At 64.5% G+C, this 15,779-nt stretch carries 10 protein-coding genes; 6 read left to right on the top strand and 4 right to left on the bottom strand.

The genetic code is table 11. The features are described 5' to 3' along the window. The first annotated feature begins 171 nt into the window (after positions 1-171). From HGK27_RS22485 to HGK27_RS22500, 4 genes are all read left to right on the top strand, one after another. Positions 172-2,301: a beta-galactosidase gene (locus tag HGK27_RS22485; protein ID WP_407674698.1), complete on the top strand. Its 2,130-nt coding sequence runs from the start codon at positions 172-174 to the stop codon at positions 2,299-2,301. A gap of 154 nt (positions 2,302-2,455) precedes the next feature. Then, positions 2,456-4,162, top strand: a complete 1,707-nt coding sequence (locus HGK27_RS22490) for an Hsp70 family protein (RefSeq protein WP_206245492.1) — start codon at positions 2,456-2,458, stop codon at positions 4,160-4,162. Then, positions 4,159-5,898, top strand: coding sequence for a hypothetical protein (locus tag HGK27_RS22495; protein ID WP_206245141.1), 1,740 nt, complete (start codon positions 4,159-4,161; stop codon positions 5,896-5,898). Before HGK27_RS22490 ends, HGK27_RS22495 begins: the two co-directional genes overlap by 4 nt. A 50-nt stretch (positions 5,899-5,948) precedes the next feature. Beyond that, positions 5,949-6,329: a hypothetical protein gene (locus HGK27_RS22500; protein WP_206245142.1), complete on the top strand. Its 381-nt coding sequence runs from the start codon at positions 5,949-5,951 to the stop codon at positions 6,327-6,329. A gap of 140 nt (positions 6,330-6,469) precedes the next feature. Here HGK27_RS22500 and HGK27_RS22505 read toward each other — a convergent pair whose 3' ends face one another. From HGK27_RS22505 to HGK27_RS22520, 4 genes are all read right to left on the bottom strand, one after another. Next, the gene (locus HGK27_RS22505) at positions 6,470-7,486 is read right to left on the bottom strand and encodes an extracellular catalytic domain type 2 short-chain-length polyhydroxyalkanoate depolymerase (RefSeq protein WP_206245143.1); all 1,017 of its coding nucleotides are present in this window, start codon (positions 7,484-7,486) and stop codon (positions 6,470-6,472) included. Positions 7,487-7,750: 264 nt separating this feature from the next. Then, a complete protein-coding gene (locus HGK27_RS22510; protein WP_206245144.1) occupies positions 7,751-9,187 on the bottom strand; it encodes an efflux transporter outer membrane subunit in 1,437 nt (478 codons plus the stop codon). 1 nt (position 9,188) lies between these two features. Further along, positions 9,189-10,730, bottom strand: a complete 1,542-nt coding sequence (locus HGK27_RS22515) for a DHA2 family efflux MFS transporter permease subunit (RefSeq protein WP_206245145.1) — start codon at positions 10,728-10,730, stop codon at positions 9,189-9,191. Continuing rightward, on the bottom strand, positions 10,727-11,815 hold the full coding sequence (locus HGK27_RS22520) for an HlyD family secretion protein (RefSeq protein ID WP_206245146.1): 1,089 nt from the start codon (positions 11,813-11,815) through the stop codon (positions 10,727-10,729). Before HGK27_RS22520 ends, HGK27_RS22515 begins: the two co-directional genes overlap by 4 nt. A gap of 100 nt (positions 11,816-11,915) precedes the next feature. Here HGK27_RS22520 and HGK27_RS22525 point away from each other — a divergent pair, with 100 nt between their 5' ends. Beyond that, a complete protein-coding gene (locus HGK27_RS22525) occupies positions 11,916-12,839 on the top strand; it encodes a LysR family transcriptional regulator (RefSeq protein WP_206245147.1) in 924 nt (307 codons plus the stop codon). Positions 12,840-13,018: 179 nt separating this feature from the next. Continuing rightward, the gene (locus HGK27_RS22530) at positions 13,019-15,637 is read left to right on the top strand and encodes a glycosyl hydrolase 115 family protein (RefSeq protein ID WP_206245148.1); all 2,619 of its coding nucleotides are present in this window, start codon (positions 13,019-13,021) and stop codon (positions 15,635-15,637) included. Positions 15,638-15,779: the final 142 nt, after the last annotated feature.

Below are 15,779 nucleotides of genomic sequence, written 5' to 3' on the forward strand. Positions count from 1 at the left end.
GCCACAGCGCTGAAAAGTATAACCAGACATCATCGAAAAGATGGCTCATCCGGCGCCATAAAGAGAGATCATGCCCTTGATTTCTGGTCATCCAGGGTCGGACATTGCTATCATCCCAGACACGCATTACTCCAAGCAATACATCAAAAAAGCGAGGGGTGCTGGTCTGCCATGGCATTGTCTTTTCCTGAAAAAGCCTTCTGCGCCGGTCTCCTGTCCAGCGCCATGGCCCTGATGGCTCCGGCGGCGACAGCCGCCCCCGCGCCCTCGGCAACCGGATTTCACTGGCCTGACACCATCCTGTTCGGCGCCGCCTATTACGACGAATACGCCCCCGCCGACCGGCTCGATGAAGACGTGCGGATGATGAAAGCGGCCCATATCACCGTGGTCCGCATCGCCGAATCCACCTGGGGCACGATGGAACCCCAGCCCGGCACCTTCGACTTCCATCATATCGACCGCGTGCTTACCGCCATGGACAAGGCCGGGATCAAGGTGATTGTCGGCACGCCCACCTATGCCGTGCCGACATGGCTGGCGCGCGAACATCCCGATGTGCTGGCGATTACCCCTCAGGGCCCCGGGCAATATGGCCGCCGCCAGAACATGGACATCACCAACCCGGAGTTCCGCGCCGCCGCTCGGCGCGCGATCATCGCGCTGGTCGACCATGTGAAGGACAATCCGGCGGTCATCGGCTATCAGCTCGACAATGAGACCAAGGCCTATGGCACCAGCGGCCCCAATGTGCAGGCCGCCTTTGTCGAGCATATGAAGGCGAAATTCCACGGCGATCTCGATGCGCTCAACAAGGCCTATGGCCTCAATTACTGGAGCAACCGCATCAACCGCTGGGAGGATTTTCCTTCCACCAACGGTTCGATCAACGCCAGCCTGTCCGCCGCTTTTGCCGAATTCCAGCGCGGGCTGGTAACCGACTATCTGGCCTGGCAGGCCGATCTGGTACGCGCCCATGCCCGCAAGACCCAGTTCATGACCCAGAATTTCGATCTCGACTGGCGCGGTTCGTCCTATGGCATCCAGACCGAGGTCAATCATTGGGATGCGGCCAGAGCGCTCGATGTGGCGGGGATCGACATCTATCACCCCGGCCAGAGCCTGCTGACCGGCAACGAAATCGCGCTGGGCGGCGATCTGGCCCGCTCGATCAAATATGGCCAGAACTATCTGGTGCTGGAGACCACCGCTCAGGGCTTTCCGGAATGGACACCCTATCCCGGGCAGTTGCGGCTTCAGGCTTTCAGCCATCTGGCCTCGGGCGCGAACATGGTGGAATATTGGCATTGGGGCACCACGGCCAACGCCATCGAGACCTATTGGCGCGGGCTGCTTTCGCAGGATTTCAAGCCCAATGCCACCTATCGCGAAGCCATGACCATTGGCGCCGATCTGGCGCGGCTGGGGCCCAAGCTGGCCAATCTGACCAAGCGCAACAAGGTGGCGATCTATGTCAGCAACAATGCGCTGACCGCCTTCGACAGCTTCAAGCCCAAGGCCGATGGCCAGTCGATCGCCTACAATGATGTGATGCGCGGCTATTACGATGCGCTGTACCGCATGAATGTGGAGGTGGATTTTATCACGCCCTCCACGCCGACGCCTTTGGCCAAGTACAATCTGGTGGTGGTGCCCGCGCTTTATGCCGCCAGCGATGCCGAGATCGGGCGGCTTAACGATTACGCCAGGGCAGGCGGCCATCTGCTCTACAGCTTCAAGAGCGGCTTTTCGGACGAAAATGTGAAGGTGCGCTATGCCGACCAGCCCGGCGCCATCGCCGAGGCTGCAGGCGTGCATTATTCGCAATTCGCCGCGCCTCAGGGGGTGAGCCTTGAGGGCGATCCCTTCAAGGTGGGCGACAAGGCCAACACCGTGCGCTGGTGGATGGAGTTTCTGGAGCCGACCACCGCCCGCGTGCTGGCACGCTATCACCACCCCTCATGGCCCGCCTATGCCGCCGTCACACGCAACAGTTGGGGCAAGGGCGATGTCACCTATGTCGGCTTCATGCCCGGCGCCGAGATGATGGCGGCTCTGCTGAAGGACACGCTGGAGGATGCCGGTGTGGCTCAGGAAGAAAGCGCGCGTTTCCCGTTGATCGTGCGCGGCGGCGTGCTGAAGAACGGGCATCATGTCCGCTATGTGCTGAATTATTCGGCCAGCCCGGCGCGCTATGCGGCTCCGGCAGCCGCGCAGGAGTTGCTGTCCGGCCATGCCGTCGCCAAAGGTGCTCCGGTCGAGCTGGAGCCATGGGGCGCGGCCATCCTCGAAGAGCCATAAGGGAAGCGGCAGAATTCAGGCTGCCGTTCTTCCCGCCTCCCCCGTGCCGGTCCCGGCTGCTTTGATGTGGCCCGGTATTTGATTTGACAATGCCTTTGAAACATCAAATGCATTTGCCCCAAACGCTGGCTCCATGGCACCGGACAAGAATAACATGCTGATCGGCATCGATTTGGGAACGACGAACAGCGCCGTCGCGCTGTGGCGGGATGGCCAGGCGCAGCTGGTGCCCAACGCTCTGGGCGAGCTGCTCACCCCTTCCGCGATCAGCATCGATGGCGAGGGCATGGTCCATGTCGGCACCCCCGCGCTCGACCGGATGAGCAGCGATCCGGCCAACACCGCCGCCAGCTTCAAGCGGCTGATGGGCACCTCCCGCGTGACAAGGCTGCGCGGCAAGGATTACAAGGCCGAAGACCTCTCCGCCCTGATCCTGCGCGCGCTGCGCGACGATGTGCAGGCCCTGACCGGCGAGGCCCCGCGTGAGGCGGTGATCACCGTGCCCGCCTATTTCAACGACCGCCAGCGCAAGGCCACCCGCCGCGCGGGCGAGCTGGCCGGGCTGGACGTGCGGCGGCTGATCAACGAGCCCACGGCAGCAGCGCTGGCCTTTGGCCTGAGCGACAGGCAGGATCACGAGCCCTTTCTGGTCTTCGATCTGGGCGGCGGCACCTTCGATGTCTCGATCGTCGAACTCTTCGACGGCATTGTCGAGGTGCGCGCATCCTCGGGCGACAACCGTCTGGGCGGCGATGATTTCAACGCCGCGCTGGCGCAGGCGGTGCTGGGCAGGCTCGATCCGCTGGGGCGGCTGGGGCAATGCCCGCCCGAACAGCGCGAGGCCCTGCTGGCGCGCGCCGCCGAAAGAGCCCGCCGCCAGCTTTCGCACAATGCTGAGGCCGATTTCGCCCTGACTCTGGACGATGAGCGCCTGTCGGCCCGGGTCACCGAGACCGATCTGGAAGAGGCCTGTGAGACCCTGCTGGCCCGGCTGCGCGATCCGGTGATCCGCTCCCTGCGTGACAGCGAGGTCGATCTGGCCAGCCTGAGCGAGATCGTGCTGGTGGGCGGGGCCACCCGCATGCCGATCGTGCGGCGGGCGATCACGCGCATGTTCGGGCGCTTCCCCAACAGCACCGTCCATCCCGACCATGCCGTGGCGCTGGGCGCGGCGATGCAGGCCGGTCTGCTGGCGCGGGACAGCGCGCTGGACGAAATCCGCCTCACCGATGTCTGCCCCTATACGCTGGGCATCGATGTGGCCGAACGCGATGGCCATGGCGGGTTGCAACAGGGCCTGTTCTCGCCGATCATCGAGCGCAACACGCCCGTGCCGGTCAGCCGCGTCAAAAGCTATCACACACTGTCGGATCAGCAGAAGCGCTTCTCGCTGGGGGTGTTTCAGGGGGAATCGCGGCGCGTGGCGGATAACATCCAGCTGGGATCGCTCGATATTCCAGTGCCGCCCCGCCCGGCGGGAGAGGTCGGCATCGAGGTGCGCTTCAGCTATGACAGCAGCGGCTTGCTGGAGGTGGATGTCACCGTTGCCGAAACCGGCCTTACCCATAATCTGGTGATCCTCGACGAGGAGGACCGGCCCAGCCAGCAGGAGATCGACAAGCGCCGCGAGGCGCTGGCCCGCCTCAAATTCCACCCGCGGGAGGCGGCTGAGCATGTGGCGCTGATGGCCCGCGCCGAAAGGTTCTATGAGGAGTTTATCGGCGAGCAGCGCGCCATGATCGGGCAGTGGATCTCCTATTTCTCCAACGCGCTGGCCTCGCAGGAGCCAAGACGCATTGCCGAGGCGCGCGAGAGCCTGACCGCCGCGCTGGACATGCTGGACGAGCAGCCGATCCTGTGAGCCAGGCCTTTCCCTGGTACGATCTGGGCATCCTGCCTACCGCCGATGCCGGTGCCATCCGCAAGGCCTATGCCGCAAGGCTCAGGGCGATGGACCCGGACCTCGATCCGGACGCCTACGCCCGCCTGCGCCAGGCCCGCGACCATGCGCTGCAGCAGGCCAAACGCCAGCCCCCGCAGGCCGAAACCCCGCTGCCCGAGCCCGATCAGGAGCCTGACGATGCGCCGGTCACCGACCCCGTCGTGCCGCCGGAGACGCATCACACCGCGCCTCTGCTGACGGGCCATGAGGCCGAGGCCGCTGGCCGCGTCTGCGTGCCTCTGCCCGTCTGGCAGGCCGATGCCCCGATCCGTCTGGCCCCCGATTGCCGGGCTTCATCGGCCCATGGCAGCGAACCGGCGCTACCGCCCGGGCCGGTGTTCGCGGTGCCGGTGCTGGATCAGGGCGAAGCGAGCCACCCGGTGCAGCGCCCGGAAGTCCGCCTGCGCAGCCTGCTGATCGACCCGAAGGATCAGCCCCTTTCCGAAGAGGATGAGGCCGAAGCGCGCGCCTGCCTGCGGGCTCTGCTCGCGCAAGCCGCCCATGGCCGGCTCGATCAGCGGGAGGGCACCGAAATCTGGCTGGCCAGTCTGTTCTCGGCCAGCTGGCCGCGTTGCGCGCCGCTGCTGGAAGAGACGGCGGAGGCGCTGGGCTGGACCCGGCTGGCCGGGCAACTGGGCGAAAGCCGCGATGTCGCCTTTCTCAATGAGCGGCTGGCGGGCTATCTGTTCCAGCGCGATGTGCAATTGCCGTCGCATCCCTTCCATAAGGCATGGCGAGAGCTGTCGCGCCCCGGTCCGGCGGGGGCGCTGCGCCATCTGCCCCCGGCCCTTCTTCCGCGCAAGCGCGAGATCCGCGACCTTTTGATGCTGATCCGCAGCCGCTATCCCGAGCTGGAAAGCCTGCTCGATGCCCAGCGTGTGGGCTCCTGGGACAGGAGCATGGCGACGCGCCGCCGCTTGCGGTTGCGGCTCAACTGGCTCGCTTTCGGGTGTCTGGTGCTGATCCGCGTGCTGATCGCCCTCAACCACGATGACGGCACACCGGCCCCGCCCATCACGCCAACGCACAGCGTGGAGGAAACGCTGGCCCTGAACAAGGCGATCGCCCTCACCTTCGGCTCCGGCATGACGCTGGACGCGCTGAGCCGGGTGCAGCCTGACCTTGCCTCCTGGATCGACCGGGAGGGCAGGCAGCAGCTTGATCCGGCGAAGCTTGATGCCAGCGCCGCCCGGCTGATCGATCACGAAGTGCGCAACCGCATCGATGACGCGATGCGTGACGCGGGCGGCCCCGGGCTGGACGATCAGGCCAGAACCCATCTGGCGCTGATCGGCCTCACCCGCCAGATGGGCGGCGATGCCTGCACCCGCTTCCTGCGCCAGAATGTGCTGCCCGCCGCAATGGTCTGGCCCAAACCCTTGCTTGAACACCAGCAGCAACTGGCCGACCGACTGGCACAGGCCGGGAAGCTTTCGGCCAAGGCGCCTCCTCCCGGCACCATCCGCGTGACCATCCCGGGCGCCATCATGGGCCGGGTGATCGCAATCACCGGTCTTGGCCGTCAGCGGGTCGAAACATCCATGCAGGATGTGAAGATCAATGCGGATCGCTGCGCGGTGCAGCAGGCCCTGTTCCATGCAACGCTGGACTGGCACGGGCCGGAGCGGGAGCAGATCCTCAAGGTCATTCTATGACGATCCGGGAGCCAGATCAGGCCCAAGCGGGAAACTTCAGGAGATGTGACATGCGCCGCCCCATCGCCATCCTTTTGATTGCGACCGCCACGCCGGCTTCGGCCGCCCCGAACCCGCAGGAGGCCGTGCCTATGTTCCTGGCATGTGCGGCAACCAGCCATGGGGCGCCAGAGGTGATCTCCATCAGGGCCCATCCCGAGACCAAAAGTGTCACCGCGCTTATCGCTCATTCGGGAGTCTATACGCTCAGGGACATGCCGGCCCAGCTTACATCCGGGACGCTGACCTTCGCGGACCGGGAGGCAAAATGGTCACTGGATCGCGCCAGCCTCAAGCTGACCAGAGTCGATGCCGACAGAAATGGCGATCCGGTCACGCAACAATGCAGTCACGTCACGGAGCAGAACGGAACGCCCAAGGCGATTTTCTGAGTGTCTGTGCCGGTGGGGCAACCAGCGCCTTCAGATGTTGCCGGAATCCCGAAGCCGGGCCGCGAGGCATGTGGGACTGTCTGCCCCACATGCCCCTGACGCATCGCCCCATCGGGCAATCCTGATCGCCTCACCGTAACCTATTGGCTGGTGAGGCGCTGGACCATGGCATGAACGGCGGAAAGCTGCAGGCCGTAATGGGTTGCGAAGGCCGGGCCCGTATAGCCGGTCCAGTCCCAGCAACCGTTGGGGTTCAGCGCATAATGGGTGTCGATCTGGGGATAGAGCATGATGATATGGTTCGTATCCGCCCATTCATTGTAGCCGAGCCGACCATAGACGGCATCCCCCACACCCGGCACCTCGGCGCTCTGCAGGCAGCCGTGAAACACGACATGCACCCCGCAGTTCGATCCGGCGGTCTGGCAGCTTGCGGGAATATAGGCATAGCCGGTCGACGCCAGCCCGCTCAACGGCGGCAGGAAGGGCGTCTGGTCAAAGGCCACCGGCTGGGCGGAGAGTGTCACCGCCCTGGGCTGGAGCGGGCCGTAAATCTGGCTCAGAATGGCCCCCGGCTGGTCATAGAGACTGCCTTTGACCTTGCACTCATTGACATAGGGGGCCTGGCTGACCGTACATTCCGCCGTGGCGTGATCCGAGATGAAAGCATGGCCGGCATCGCTCTTGTTCTCATAGATCAGGTTGGCGCCGGGCACTTTGGCCGCTTGATAGAAGCTGTGCACCGCATCCATCACGGTCTGCTTGACGACTGTATCGCTGGTTCCGCTGAACAGATAGACCTTATGCCTTGTCAGATTGGAGACGGGATCGATGGTGCCCGCCGCGCTCCACATTTGCGCCGTGGCATAGGCCAGTGTGCCGCTGGGCATGCCCTGCATGCAGAAGGCGAAATTGCCAAGATAGATCGCATCGCAGGCGAAGGGGCCGCCTGCGACAACGCCCACGCCCATCGTGTCGGCTGAATAGACGACATCATACTGAACCGCCATGAAGCCGCCCGACGACAGGCCCGAAATCGACACCTTGTCCGGCGCCGCGCCGAGCTTGGGCAAATCTCCGGCAAGGGCGGATGAGGCAAGGAGAGGTAAGGACAGTGCAAGGAAGACAAGGGATCGGATCATGCGGCGAAGTTGCATATGACCTCCTGAAGCAGGAATAACCACGTCGATTGCTCTGCCTTCGCAGTCCTCTCTTTCTTATGGCTGGACTATAGCAGCCAAGAAACATCGCTCAAGATTATTAAATTATCACGGGAAGGGCCAATACGGTTATATTGGCATCGATTTCACAAGGACGAAGTCATTGTGAATCAGATGAGGTCACGTATTTCACGCTGGGCTCTGGATGGTTTCTTTTAACTGTGTTGCAAGATGCCACAGCCTGAAACTTGCGCTCTATCCCTATCGCGCCCATCCGCCCGCCGTGGCGACATAGAGCCGCGCGACATTGATATATTGCGCCGAACGAGCCATCACCAGATCAGCGCTGGCCCGCTGATAGAGCCGCTCGGAATCCAGCACCTGCAGAATGCCGCTGTTGCCCACCTCAAAGCTGCGGCGCGAAAGCTGCAGCGAATGGCGCGCCACCGTTTCGGCCTCGTGCTGCATCGCCACCGTCCGGGCATCGGTCTGGAGCGCGCTCAGCAGATCGGCGACCTGACCAAAGGCGGTCAACACGGTGTGCTGATAGGTGGCATTGGCGGCATGGGCACGGTCCACGGCGGCGGCGCGCTGGGCTTTGAGCGTACCGCCATGGAAGATCGGCGCGGAAAGTCCGGCAAAGACATCGTAACCACGGAAGGCGTTCTCGAAGAGGTTGCCGATGCCGGGCGTGGCCTGAGTCAGCGTCGCGCCCAGCGTGATTTCGGGATAGAGCCGCGCGGTCGCCACGCCGATGGCGGCGGTGGCGGCGTGGAGATCGGCCTCTGACTGGAGGATATCGGGCCGCTTATGCACCAGCCCGGAGGGCAGCGTGACCGGCAAGGCAGAAGGCAAGGTCATCCGGTCCAGATCGACCTCGACCGGGCCCAGCTCAGCGGGGGCCACACCCACCAGAATGGCCAGCAGATGCCGCGCCTCGGCCAGTTGCTGATCCAGAGCGGGCAGAGCGGTGCGATCCGCCGTCAGCTGGCTCTGCACGTTGAGCACCTCGACCAGCGTCCCCTCGCCGCCCTGCTGGCGCTTGCGGGTGAGGTCGAGGTTGCGGGCGTCATCCTCCAGAATTGCCTGCTGCACCGCGAGGCGCGCGCGGATCGTCGCAATGCCCAGCACCTGATTGACCACCTGCCCGGCCAGAATGAGGTGAGCCGCCTCGGTCCGCCGCTGTTGCGCCTCGGCCTGAGCGGCCGCCTGCTCGACCTGACGGCGCAGCCCGCCAAACAGATCCAGATCATAGCTGATCCCGCCGCCCACCGAATAGAGCTGGAACGATGGATTGCCCGAGGCGCCCAGCGCGGCGGCGTTGAAGCCGAAAGCCGCCAGATTGACCTGCTCCTGATCGAAACGGACGCTGGCATCCACCTGCGGCGCCCGCTTTCCGGCGATGGCGCGCACATCCTGCCGGGCGGCGGAAAGCGTGGCATCGCTGGCCTCAAGGCTGCGGTTATGCGCCAGCGCCCGATCGACCAGCGCATCCATCTCGGGCGAGCCAAAGGCATGCCACCAGCCTGCCTGGGGCCCCTCACCCAGCACCGCCAGCGGCTGGCCGGGGGATGCGGGCTGCTGTTCGGCGGGGGGCGTGTAGGACGCCGCTGCCGGCGGGGCCGGGCGTTGAAAATCAGGGCCGACGGTGCAGCCCGCAAGCGCGGCGGTCAGCAGAAGGAGGCAAGGCAGGCGCATATCAGTCCAGATGCAAGGGGGCTTCGTCACGGTTTGCGGCTCTGGGCTGCGGCTTGCGCAGGAAGAGCAGCAGCGGGATCACCGCCAGCGTGACGAGAAAGAGGAACCAGAAGGCATCGATATAGCCGACCATCGACGCCTGCCGCGTGATCGCCGCATTCATCCGCGCGACCTGCGCGGGCACGTCGAAATCGAAGCCCGGCGCGGCGCTCGCCAGCAGCGGATTGTCGGGCCTCACCGCCTCGGTCAGGCGGGCGTGGACGGTGGCGGTGTTGCGGATCGTCATGGCCTGAAGCACCGAAATGCCGATGGCCGAACCGATGTTGCGGATCAGCGTGAACATCGCCGCACCCTCATTGCGATAGCGCGGCGGCAGCGTGCCAAAGGCGATGGTGGAGAGCGGCACGAAGATCATCCCCGTGCCCAGCCCCTGCACAAAGCCCGAGCCGATCATCAGCCTGGCGTCCATCCCCAGCGAAAAGCCGGCCATCGCATACATCGAGGAGGCCGCCAGAAGAAAGCCCAGCAGGATCATCAGGCGCGGGTCCATCCGCTTGATCAACATGCCCGCCAGCGTCATCGAGAGGAAGGACCCCACCCCGCGCGGCGCCGTGACCAGCCCGGTAAGCACGACAGGATAACCCATCAGCCCCTCCAGCATCGGCGGCAGCAGCGCCAGCACCGAGAAGATCAGCACGCCCAGCACGAACCCGAACAGGCTGCCCAGCGTGAAATTGACATCGGCAAACAGACCCAGATCGATGAAGGGCTGCCGCGCCGTCAGCGTATGCACCACGAAGAGATAGCCGAAGACCAGCGTGCTGCCGCCCTCGATGCAGATTTCCAGCGAGCTGAACCAGTCCTTGGTCTGGCCGCGGTCCAGCATCAGCTGAAGCGAGCCGAGCGCCAGCGCCAGCATGGCAAAACCGAAGAGATCCAGCCGGCTGCTGGCTGCCGCCCGCGTGTCGTTCAGGAACAGGCTGAGTCCCAGAAAGGCCATCGCGCCGATCGGCAGGTTGATGAAGAACACCCAGCGCCAGTCCATATTGTCGGTCAGCCAGCCGCCCAGCGCGGGGCCCACGATCGGCCCGAGCACCGCCCCCATCGCCCAGACCGACATGGCCGGGCCGTGTCGTTCGGGCGGATTGATGTCGAGCAGAATGGCCTGGCTCATCGGCACCAGCGCGGCGCCGAACACGCCCTGAAGCAGGCGAAAGCCGACGATCTGCCCCAAAGTCGAGGCCAGCCCGCACAGGCCCGAGGCCACCGTGAAGCCGACGATCGACCACAGCATCAGCCGCCGCCGCCCGAAGCGCCCGGCCAGCCAGCCGGTCAGCGGCGTGCAGATCGCCGCCGCGACGATATAGGAGGTCAGCACCCAGCTGATCTCATCCGCCGAGGCGGCCACGCTGCCCTGAATATGCGGCAGCGCGACATTGGCGATGGTGCTGTCGAGCGAGTTCATCACCGTGGCGGCCATCACCGAAACGGTGATCAGCCGCCGGATGCCCGGCTCGGGATAAGAGGCCTCAGCCGTGGTCATTGCGCCTGCGTGCCCGCGCCCCACAGATGGCGGCGAAAGCCGGTATCCACCGTGACATCGACGCTGAGCCCGGCATGCAGCGGCACATCGGCGGGGAGATTGTCGATCTCGAACTCGACCGGCAGGCGCTGCACCACCTTCACCCAATTGCCGGTGGCGTTTTCGGGGGGCAGCAGGGCAAAGCTGTTGCCGGTGCCGGGGCTGAAACTGCGCAGATGGCCGGTGAGATGCAGGCCGGGGAAGGCATCGATGGAGAAGCTGGCGCTCTGCCCGATCCGCATATGATCGAGCTGGTTTTCCTTGAAATTCGCCTCGACCCAGATATGCGCCCCGGCCAGCGAGAAGACGGGCTTCGCCGCCGTCACATTGTCTCCCGGCTGCAGCTGATTGACCTTGGTGACGATGCCATCCTGCGCGGCGCGCACCACCGTATAGCCCAGATTGAGCTTCGCCCGGTCCAGCTGCGCCCGGGCCCGCATCACGGAAGGCTGGCGATCGGTGGGCACGGTCACATCGCCTGACAGCGCCGCGGCGATCCCGGCGTTTTTCTTGCTGCTGGTTTCGATGCCCTGCCGCGCGGTCTGCGCCTCCAGCAAGGCACGGTCATACTGCGCCTGAGAGGAAATGCCTTCGGTCATCAGCTGTTTCTGGCGCGCCGCTTCACGAACCGCATAATCGAGCCGGTTGCGCGCCGCGCCCAGTTCAGCCTCGCCCTGCCCGTAATTGGCGCGCAGTGCCGCCACCTGCGTGCGGGCATCGGCCAGATTGGCCTCCGCCTCATCCACGGCGGCCTGATAGGGCGCGGGATCGATACGGAACAGCACCTGCCCCTGCCGGACACGCTGGTTGTCATGCACCTCGACAGCCACCACCGGGCCGCTCACATTGGCGGCCACCGACACCAGACCGGTCTGGAAATAGGCGTTGTCGGTGCTCTCATAGCGCCCGCCATGCAGGTAGAAAAAGAGCGAGGCGGCCAGCGCGGCCACCACCCCTGCCGCCAGCAGCGGAGCCCGCAGACGCTGGCGTCGCGTTGCGGCGGGCTGATCCTTCGTATGGTCTTGCAATCCCCGTTCCACTGTCATGGCTTCCGTATGTCGCGGCGCTTCAATCTGTCCTTGCGCTCTAAAGCCATGGCGTCATAAATCGAATGATCATTCATCAGCTTAATCATGAACAGAATTCATGTCGGACCTCGATCTCAATCTGCTGCGCGTCTTCGATGCCTTGATGGAGCTGCGCTCGGTGACGAGGGTGGCGCAGCGTCTGGGGCTGACCCAATCGGCGGTGAGCCATGCGCTGGGCCGGTTGCGACGGATGCTGGACGATCCGCTGTTCGTGCGTGGACCGCGCGGCTTGCAGCCATCGGCAAGGGCCGAGCAGATCGCACCCGGGATCAGCGTCAGCCTGCAGCAATTGCGCGATGCGCTGGCCCCGGCCCGCTTCACGCCCGCCACGGCGGTGCGCAGCTTCACACTGGCTGCCGGGGCCTATTTTTGCCGGCTGATCGTGCCCGGGCTGGTCGAGCAGTTGCGGCATGAGGCGCCCCAGATCAGCCTGCGGGTCGTGCCGCTGATCGAGGATGGCGCGGCCATGCTGGACCGGGGCATCATCGACCTCGCGCTTGGCGCGGTGCAGACTTTGCCCTCGCGTTTCGTGATCGAGCCCCTGTTCGATGACGATATGGTCTGGATTGCGGCACGCACCAACCCGCTGGCCAGCGGCAAGCCCGACCCTGCGCTTGTCCTGCGCGCCCCCCGCATCCGGATCGCCACCCAGCGCCCCTTTCTGACCCCGCGATCGCCCGATGGCGAGGCCGCGCCCTCACCGGATCAATTCGTGGAATGGGACCCGCAGCCGGTCGAGCATGCACCGGCCACCGTCTATGACTCGCAAACCGCAGCGGCGATCATCGCCCGGACCGATGCCGTGGCCTGCGTGCCCCGCCGCATCGCGGAGCGAGAGAAATTGCGCGAAGATATCCTGATCCTGATGCCGGCGGCCCGCTCACAGATGATCAGCCTGGCCATGATCTGGCATGGGCGGCACCGGTCTGATCCGGCCCTGACCTGGCTGCGCGCCTTGCTCCTGCGCATTGCGGAGGCATGAGCCCAGCCTGAAGGCCGGTCGCTTAGCCAGACTCGCGCCAATGTGATCGCAACCATAGCAGCCCCGCCGCTTTGGGATTGTGGCTTTCCGCGCAACCGGCAAGGCACAATCCGCCTTGCCAGCCTCCACAAACACTGCAATGATAGCGCTATCAAAAAAGACATGGGTGAGCGCTGAGGATGAGGCCTTTCTATCGACTGTCGCGCAGGCAGCTGCTCTCGGGCGTTGCCAGCACAAGTGCCCTGCTGCCTGTGGTTCCGGCCCTCGCATGGGGCGCCGGATCGGGCAAGGCTGCCGACTTCCCCCTCATCGCGGCGGGCGTTCCGGCAACCATCGTCGTGGAAGACAGCGCCAACTCCGCCGTGCGTTACGCGGCGCAATGCCTCGCCAGCGATATCAAGCGCAGCTGCAGCACATCGCCCCCATGGCGTGCTGACCCACGGCAGGCCGGCGGCCCGATCCTGATGGTCGGCGTGCTTGGGCAAAGTCCTGCCCTTGACGCTCTGGTTGCAGCGCGGCGGATCGATGTGTCGCGCCTCAAAGGGCAATGGGAAAGCCATCTGCGGCTGGTCGTCGAACGGCCTTATCCGGGCGTGTCCGAAGCCCTCGTCATCATCGGCTCGGACCGCCGGGGCGCAGCTTTTGCCCTTTACGATTTGTGCCAGCATGTCGGCGTTTCGCCATGGCACTGGTTTGCCGATGTGCCGGTGCCGTTCAGACAGAATGTCTTCGTCTCAAGGCATCCCCATCTTGATGGTCCGAAGGTGCGCTATCGCGGTTTCTTCATCAATGATGAAGACCCATGCTTCAGCGGCTGGGCCAAGAAGGCATTCGGCGGCATCAATTCTGCCATGTATGTGCATGTCTTCGAACTTCTTCTGCGCATGAAGGGCAATTATCTCTGGCCCGCCATGTGGGCGCCCAAGGCTTTCGCTGCCGATGACCCGCAGAACATGGTGATCGCCGACAGGATGGGTGTGGTGATGGGCAACTCCCATCATGAGCCGATGCTGCGGGCTCAGTCCGAATGGCACCGCAATCAGGAGCTTGGCGTCACCGGCGGCCCCTGGGACTATGCCAGAAACGCCGACAATCTGCGCCGTTTCTGGCGCGGCGGCATCGAGCGCATGGTCTCCAAGGGCCATGGGGAGGCTTATGAATCCCTTGTCACGGTGGGCATGCGCGGCGATGGCGACGAGGCCATGGCCGAAGGCACCGCCACCGATCTGCTTGAGCGCATCGTGACCGATCAGCGCAGGATCATCGCCGAGGTCACCGGAAAGCCGGCCAGCGAGATGCCGCAATTGTGGGCGCTCTATAAGGAAGTTCAGGATTACTATGATCACGGCATGAAGGTGCCGGACGATGTCACGCTGCTGTTTTCGGATGACAATTGGGGGCAGATCCGCCGTCTTCCCAAGCCGGGTGCGCCGCCGCGTTCGGGCGGATACGGAATCTATTATCATTTCGACTATGTCGGCGTGCCGCGCAATTACAAATGGATCAACACCAACCAGATCGAGAAGACCTGGCAGCAGATGGATCTGGCCTACCAGCGCGGCGCGCGGCAGATCTGGATCGCCAATGTCGGTGACATCAAACCCATGGAATTCCCGCTCGGCTTCTTTCTGGCCATGGCCTGGAATCCCGAGGCCATGACGCCTCAGGCCCTGCAGGCCTATCCGCGAGACTGGGCAGAGGCCACTTTCGGTCGCGATCACGCCGATGCCATCGCCCGGATCATCACGGCCTACAGCCAATTCGCCGCACGGCGAAAGCCCGAACTGATCGATCAGGACAGCTTCCCCATCGGCAAAGCGACCGCAGAGGCGCTGGACGGCGGCGAATTCGGACAGATCGTGGACGCGTGGGACGAGCTGGAAGCGCGCATGCTGGCCGTGCGTGACAGACTTCGCCCGGACCAGATGGATGCCTATTACCAGCTGGTGGAGTTTCCCGTCTCTGCCATGGCCAATCTTTACCGGCTCTATTACGCCACGGCCTGGAACCGCGCGCTGGCGACAACCAACGATCCGCGCGCCAATTATTTCGCCAACGAAGTCGAGACGGCCTTCGCGCGCGACCGCGCCCTGACCGAGCGCTATCACACGATCCATGGCGGCAAGTGGGATGGGATGATGAATCAGGTGCATATGAACTATGTCACCTGGAACGACCCGACCCAGCAGACGATGCCAAGCATCATGCGCGTCGGCGCCGACACGCCGGATGACCAGCGCCACACAAAGCCCGCCTTTGTAACGCCCGCGTTGCGTCAGCCCGGTATCGTGGCGCGGGACGCGGGAAGCTTCGATCGCGCCCACCATGGGCCGAACCTGCGCTGGACGGTCATCCCGCACCTCGGGCGAACAGCCGGTGCGGTGCTTGCTCTGCCACAAGGTCAGGGCGCCACGACCGGGAAGGATGGCGTTCGCCTGGACTATGACATGATCGTGGACACCCCCGGCCCGGCATCTCTCACACTGTTCACCACGCCGACGCTCGACACGCTGGGCGAGGGCGGCGTCCGGATCGGGGTTTCTGTCGATGACAGGCCGATGCAAATCCTTACAGCAGACCTCGAAGCGACCGGCGGGGGACAGAAAACACCGGGCCAGAAACGCTGGGCGCAGGCGGTCGAGGATAACATTGTGCGCCTGACGGCCGATCTTGGCCCCATGGCGGCTGGCAAGCATGTGGTGACCTTGTGGCGCCTCGACGACAATGTCGCGGTGCAGAAGCTGGTCCTGAGCACCGTCCCCCTGCCCCCCTCCTATCTTGGGCCTGACACCGCCTGATCACCGGCAAGCCCCGCAAAATCCACGGTTGTTCTGGCGATCCACAGCTTTGGCTGGAACAGGCGGCCTCCTCAAGCGCTTCATCTCCACAGGGGCCGTGGACGCCGCCTGCGCGGCATCGTCGGCCCGGATGGAACGGCAT

It is taken from the genome of Novosphingobium terrae (assembly GCF_017163935.1).
GTDB classification, from domain to species: Bacteria; Pseudomonadota; Alphaproteobacteria; order Sphingomonadales; family Sphingomonadaceae; genus Novosphingobium; species Novosphingobium terrae.

Coding starts and splice junctions, on each gene's coding strand:
- HGK27_RS22485 (WP_407674698.1), top strand. CDS start 172: ATGGCATTGTCTTTTCCTGAAAAAGCCTTCTGCGCCGGTCTCCTGTCC.
- HGK27_RS22490 (WP_206245492.1), top strand. CDS start 2,456: ATGCTGATCGGCATCGATTTGGGAACGACGAACAGCGCCGTCGCGCTG.
- HGK27_RS22500 (WP_206245142.1), top strand. CDS start 5,949: ATGCGCCGCCCCATCGCCATCCTTTTGATTGCGACCGCCACGCCGGCT.
- HGK27_RS22505 (WP_206245143.1), bottom strand. CDS start 7,486: ATGCAACTTCGCCGCATGATCCGATCCCTTGTCTTCCTTGCACTGTCC.
- HGK27_RS22510 (WP_206245144.1), bottom strand. CDS start 9,187: ATGCGCCTGCCTTGCCTCCTTCTGCTGACCGCCGCGCTTGCGGGCTGC.
- HGK27_RS22515 (WP_206245145.1), bottom strand. CDS start 10,730: ATGACCACGGCTGAGGCCTCTTATCCCGAGCCGGGCATCCGGCGGCTG.
- HGK27_RS22520 (WP_206245146.1), bottom strand. CDS start 11,815: ATGACAGTGGAACGGGGATTGCAAGACCATACGAAGGATCAGCCCGCC.
- HGK27_RS22525 (WP_206245147.1), top strand. CDS start 11,916: ATGTCGGACCTCGATCTCAATCTGCTGCGCGTCTTCGATGCCTTGATG.
- HGK27_RS22530 (WP_206245148.1), top strand. CDS start 13,019: ATGAGGCCTTTCTATCGACTGTCGCGCAGGCAGCTGCTCTCGGGCGTT.